The organism is Wolbachia endosymbiont of Drosophila incompta (assembly GCF_001758565.1).
In the GTDB taxonomy this organism is placed as follows: Bacteria; Pseudomonadota; Alphaproteobacteria; order Rickettsiales; family Anaplasmataceae; genus Wolbachia; species Wolbachia pipientis.
In genome coordinates this window covers 240507-246397 of the sequence record NZ_CP011148.1, presented here as the reverse complement: position 1 = coordinate 246397, position 5891 = coordinate 240507, and the positions used below count along the sequence as shown (strand labels likewise).

The following is a 5891-nucleotide window of genomic DNA, read 5'->3' as shown; positions in this document are numbered from 1 at the left end:
AACGTAGATTTTACCAGAAGATTACCGACATTTATGCCGAATGTTCTGCAGATTACGATCCAAATTCAGAAATAACAAAACAATTTTACGCAAAAGTACAAAACAAATTATATTGGGCAATTTATGGTTTAACTGCAGCAGAGTTGATATGTTCTCGGGTTGATCACAAAAAACCACATATGGGGCTAACTACATGGAAAGATGGTCCAGGTAAAAAAATTCACAAGAGTGATGTAAGTATTGCGAAAAATTACTTAACTGAAGAAGAACTAAGTGAACTAAACCACATTGTTTCGATGTATCTAGATTATGCAGAACTTCAAGCAAAAAAGAATCGGCTGATGAAAATGCAAGACTGGGCTGAAAAATTGGATGCATTTCTATTATTCAATGATTATGAAGTACTTAAAGATGCCGGTAAAGTTAGTGCTGAAGTTGCAAAAGCCCTGGCTGAAGGAGAATACGAAAAGTACAGAGTTATACAGGACAAATTACATGAATCTGATTTTGATGAATTAATTAAAGCAAGTAAAGAAAGTGAGAAAATAACTATCTAACTACAACAAAAACCAGCTTGTAGTTGAGTTATCTGTGTTTGACATCTTGTTTACCACCTTTTGTTTTAATTTAAATGCGGCACGTGATAAATTGTGTGCGCCAAGAAGTGCGTAAGGAACAGTTGGTAAAAATCCAACACGGGTAAAGCTTAGCCGGCAACCTGGAACAAACCATTATGCTGCGTAAGGTAACGAGCGTAGTAAAGCTAATGGAATGGACAACATAGGGTGCAACGAAAGTGAAGGTATTGAGTCCCGTAATTCACGCGTCATGGGGGCTGACACTTTACATTTGGTGGAAGGCAACATGGGTAATAACGCTAAGGCAAGATATTACTCACCTCATCGGGATCGAAGGCCGCGTCATGTGTTGAGATGGACCTTACGTGAACTTGGGAGATCCTTTGTATTCCTGTAAGGGTACTCTGGAACAAGTCAATAAAGGCGAGGACTGGAGGAAGATGCAAAGGAAGTCGGACTAACTGATAGTACTCGGAGTGTGGGAAAGCCACATACAAGGGGAAGCGGTTAGCAATATAGTGACTGGTATAGGGATTGCTATACCAATACAACAGAGATTAGAGGAGTATGCAAGGAAAACTAAACCAGATAGCAGTAAGGGCTAAGCAAGATAAGCGAGTAAAATTTACATCATTAGTTCATTTGATTAATGAAGAGAATCTTGCAGAGTGTTATAAGGAACTAAAACGCAACAAGGCTTGTGGTATAGATCGTGTGACAGTGGAAGCTTATGGAGAAAATCTAGAAGAGAAACTTAAAACACTAGTGGATAGTATGAAGAGAAAACAATATCAACCGCTACCAGTGAAAAGGGTATACATACCCAAAGCCGGGAGCAAAGAGAAGCGCGGTCTCGGAATACCATCAACGGAAGATAAGTTGGTACAGGTAATGCTAAAGAAGATATTAGAAAATATTTATGAAGCAAACTTTATGGACAGCTCGTATGGATTTCGACCAGGAAGAAATTGTCATCAGGCGATAAACGCTCTAGATAAAGCAGTTATGCACAAACCAATTAACTATATTGTAGAAGTGGATATCAAGAAGTTCTTTGATAATGTTCAACATAAATGGCTAATGAATTGTCTAAGGGAACGAATAGCTGACCCAAATTTATTGTGGTTAATAAAACGATTTCTAAAGGCAGGAATAGTCGAAGTTGGATGTTATAAAGCAACCGATCAAGGCACACCACAAGGTGGTATAGTAAGCCCTGTATTAGCTAATATATACTTACACTATGTGCTGGACTTATGGTTTGAAAAGAAATTTAAGCCAAAAGCCAGAGGATATTTACAGCTAATAAGGTTTTGCGACGATTTTGTAGTTGGCTGCGAGAGGGAAGAAGACGCAAAAGAATTTCTAGAATTACTGAAACAAAGACTAAGTAAATTTGGGTTGGAAATAGCTGAAAATAAAACAAAAATAGTAAAGTTTGGTAAGAAAGAATGGTATCAAGCAGAAAGAGAGAAACGTAGGACGGCTAGCTTCAACTTTCTAGGATTTACACATTATTGTGGAAAAAGTCGTAATGGTAAACTTATGATGAAGCAGAAAACTTCAAAAATAAGCCTAGCCAGAAAGATTAAAGAAATCAAAGAATGGTTGAAGATGGTACGAAGTCGTATCTGTCTCAAAGATTGGTGGCAGAAACTTAAAGCCAAACTAACAGGACACTATAGCTACTTCGGAGTTAGCGGAAATTATCGGTGTTTGATTCAATTCTATCGACCGGTAACAAAGTTAGCATTTAAGTGGATAAACCGACGTAGTCAAAAGAAAAGTATGGATTGGGAACAATTTATACACTATTTAAAAGTAAATCCATTACCAAAACCAAAGGTATATGTTTCTTTATACACAGGAGCACTAGTGTGAACGCTGTATTGTGGAGCCGTGTGCGGGAAATCCGCAAGCACGGTTCTTTTGGGGAGACTATGGTTATGAGACCAAATCGCTGGTTTCAAGGTCATGAGTCTCTACCAGACCAATAAGATCTACTTCACCAAGAATATCTGTGCAACGTAAATCTAAGCCTGAATCTTTTCCAGTTACTTTAGAAGAGGTTAAATGTACTTGAATAAAAGGCGCCAATTAGTTGGAGAAGAATCCTATATTGGTGAAATGGAAAAAGCACCGGTGTACATAAAGGAGATTATAAGAAAAGCATTAATAAAAAATGCAACATTAATAATAATGTCACACAACCACCCTGGAGGAAGTTTAGAGCCGTCAGAAGAAGATCAAGCAGTAACAAAGAGCCTAGCAGCAGCGTGTAGTACTGTAAGCGTTAAATTGTTTGACCACATTATCATCACAAGTGGGGGCTATTTTAGTTTTAAGGAAAGTGGATTGTTATAGCAGAAAATATTTGCAAATCTACTCACTATAATTTATAATAAGTAATATAGTGTATAACAACTGAGTAATAAAGTTCGTTATACACTTAGAAAGTATATTTAATAGCGGAGGCTAATATGGTTAATAAAATAATTGTACCTTTTGGTGATAAGGAAGGAGGCATCTATGAGTTAAACGTTGATCTTGATAAATTATCAAAAGGTGAGATGTTAAATGCTATTGTAGGAATTGGTCGTACTAGCCAGCAACTCACTTCTACAAGCGATAAGTCGGGAATATTAAGTGGTCTTAGTTGTAATAGCTTTGTAAGCAAAATTAATAAGGCTAAAAAGCTTGGAGAGGTGCCTTTTCCTAGCAAAAACGTTCGCGAAAACAAAATCAACTACGGAAAAGGACTTGATTACATATATGGCACAAAACCTGTGAGTGATCAAGCAGATTATCCGGAAATGTTAAACCCATTTGCTTCATCTTTGCAAAAAATAAAGCAAAGAATTGCACAAAACTATAGACCAAGTACTAGCCTCTGGAGCAAGAATAAATGCATATAACGATGGGGAATGGAGCATTGCAGAGTATGTAGTATTGGGTACACATTTTCATAAATTTGATAAGACTGATCGAAAAAAGATAATGCGTAAATTAATGCTAAGTGGTGCAGATTTTCATGATACTTTATTGCAGAATAAACTAATAGGTGAAATCTATAATGAGCTACAGCCAGAAGTTCAGCCACAGATAGATAAGAGACTAGAAGAACTAGAGAAGGCTGGTGAAAGTGCTGTGCAAGAAGGAGAATTAATAGATGTTGAGATAGATAATACAACATCGTATATAGAATTTTCTGATGATAGCAAGGTAGAGGTAGCCAAAATACTGAGAGAATTAGGAAGTAATATTTTAAAAATTGGCAATGATGCAGTTGAGGTTAAAAGTGAGAAGGAAGGTATAAGAAACTATATCGATATGTCAGATGAAAGCTCTATTATATTAGAATTTCCTACAAGCATTGGTAAGCTAAATATTATATTGTACCACGATGTAAAAAAATATGATCAAGTACAATTGAGAGTAGAAAACAAGGAAATGTGGGCTGAATTACAAAAAATAGGAGAAGAAATAGGAAAAAACTGTCTCTTTGGAGGAGTAAAACTTAAAGAAGCAGTAGAGAGAGGTAGTTTCACTAGATGTGGCATATGGAGTAAAAAGTATGCTATAAAAGAAGTTAGCAATGATGAAGTATTGTCTCCGTCTTCGTGGGTGAATAGGATACGTGAAGGTAGTAAAGAAACCTTTAGAGAACTTTAATGCGTCTACAGCCAGCTTTAAGGTTCCAGAGGTTTTTTCTTACCGTTATATCTGGAGCCTTAACAAAATTGAGCTATAGTTCTTTGCGTGGAAAAAATTCTAGACTATGAAGTAGGGGAAAAAGTGAAAAGTTGGAGGTTAGAGAGGGGGTATACTCAGAAAGATTTAGCTGAGAAAATTGGTGTAAAATACTGGGTAATACTGCAATATGAGAAAGGGAATCGTATAATTTCAATCGAAAGGTTGTACGCTATAGCAGGTGCATTGTCAGTAAGTATTACCGATCTCATTACTGCATCAAAGGAGAAAATCGGCTTTAAAAATGAGGAAGGAGAAATATTAAATCTAGTAAGAGAATATAAAAAGATTAATGATCAGGAGTTACGTAGGATGTTTTGTTTATTAACTAAATTTGTCAAAGTTAGTGAAAAAAGTAGTAAAAAATCAGAAAAAATAAAAATTGCAAAGGGTTTGGTTAAAGCAGGAGTTTCTGTTGATATTGTTGCAAAAACAATTGGTCTGCCTGCTGATGAATGTATTGAAGAAAAAGTTGGTTCTATATACTGCCAAATAGGAAAAAAGATAAAAGAATGGAGGCTAGTGAGAGAGTATACTCAAAAGGATTTGGCTGAGAAATGGGTCTACTTCTTTAAACATGCGAAATAAGCAACTATGAACAAGGACGCGTAGCTACTCCACTGGGAAAATTATATGAGATAGCAGAAGCATTATCGATTAGTATTACAGATCTACTAACAGAGGAAGATGAAGGTAGTAGAGTGGAAAATGAGCTGCCTGATTTAATTAAAGAATACAAAGAAATTGAGAGCCAAGAACTACGTAATGCACTAATAAAATCTCTGTTTGAGGGAATACGTATTTGTGAGGAGAAAGTGAGAGAGATAGAAAGGATTAAAGTTGCAAAGGATCTAGTAAAAGGGGGAATTTCTATTGATATTATTTTGCAAGCAGTAGGTTTACCTGTTGATATAGTTTTGGATGGGTAGCTCGTGAAAAAATTATAGCAATAAAGTTTTTTTCTTAAATGGAGGATATATGTTTGTTTCTGCAAGCAATGTTAGTTATGGAATAGGGCAAAAAATAGAAAATTGTAGGTTAATGCGAGGGCATACTCAAATAGGATTAGCAAGCCAAATAGGTTTAACATACAAAGAAGTAAACAGCTATGAAAATGGGTACATTTCTATTCCAATTGAAGTATTATATACAATAGCAAAAGAACTATCGGTTAGTGTTACAGATCTACTACCTGAATCAGTAGTAGTAAGAGAGTATAAAGATGAAGACGAAGAAATATTCTATTTAACAAAAATATACGAGAATCAAAAGTTAGGCAAAATAGTACCTTCATTAGTCAGGTTTGTTCATATTAGCAGAAAATTAATCAAGAAGAGGCAAGATTAGAGGTAGCAAAAAATCTAGTTAAAGAAGGAGTTTCAGTTGACATAATTTCCCAAGCAACGGGCTTATCTATTTACGAGTATGATAATAAAGAGAGAGAAATCTGCACTGATTCTATATACTACAGAATAGGGCAAAGAATAAGAGAATGGAGGCTAATAAGAAGATATACTCAAAAAGATTTAGCGGATAAAGTTGGCGTAACACTCAATAGATCGG

3 protein-coding genes and 4 pseudogenes are annotated in these 5891 nt (G+C 35.7%); all 7 read left to right on the top strand.

The features are described 5' to 3' along the window. A partial coding sequence (gene rhuM / locus WG67_RS08055) for a RhuM family protein (RefSeq protein WP_458694965.1) occupies positions 1-557 on the top strand: 557 nt, incomplete at its 5' end. A gap of 497 nt (positions 558-1054) precedes the next feature. Beyond that, a complete protein-coding gene (locus tag WG67_RS07465; RefSeq protein ID WP_255324786.1) occupies positions 1055-1183 on the top strand; it encodes a hypothetical protein in 129 nt (42 codons plus the stop codon). Next, a complete protein-coding gene (gene ltrA / locus WG67_RS01130; protein WP_006280268.1) occupies positions 1146-2459 on the top strand; it encodes a group II intron reverse transcriptase/maturase in 1314 nt (437 codons plus the stop codon). Before WG67_RS07465 ends, ltrA begins: the two co-directional genes overlap by 38 nt. A 192-nt stretch (positions 2460-2651) precedes the next feature. After that, positions 2652-2942, top strand: a pseudogene (locus WG67_RS01125) (JAB domain-containing protein); the annotation flags it as partial. Positions 2943-3058: 116 nt separating this feature from the next. Then, positions 3059-4250: pseudogene (locus WG67_RS01120) on the top strand (hypothetical protein). A 75-nt stretch (positions 4251-4325) separates the two neighbouring features. Further along, a pseudogene (wmk, locus tag WG67_RS01115) lies at positions 4326-5257 on the top strand (WO male-killing family protein Wmk). A gap of 49 nt (positions 5258-5306) precedes the next feature. Further along, a pseudogene (locus WG67_RS01110) lies at positions 5307-5891 on the top strand (helix-turn-helix domain-containing protein); the annotation flags it as partial.

Coding starts and splice junctions, on each gene's coding strand:
- ltrA (WP_006280268.1), top strand. CDS start 1,146: ATGCAAGGAAAACTAAACCAGATAGCAGTAAGGGCTAAGCAAGATAAG.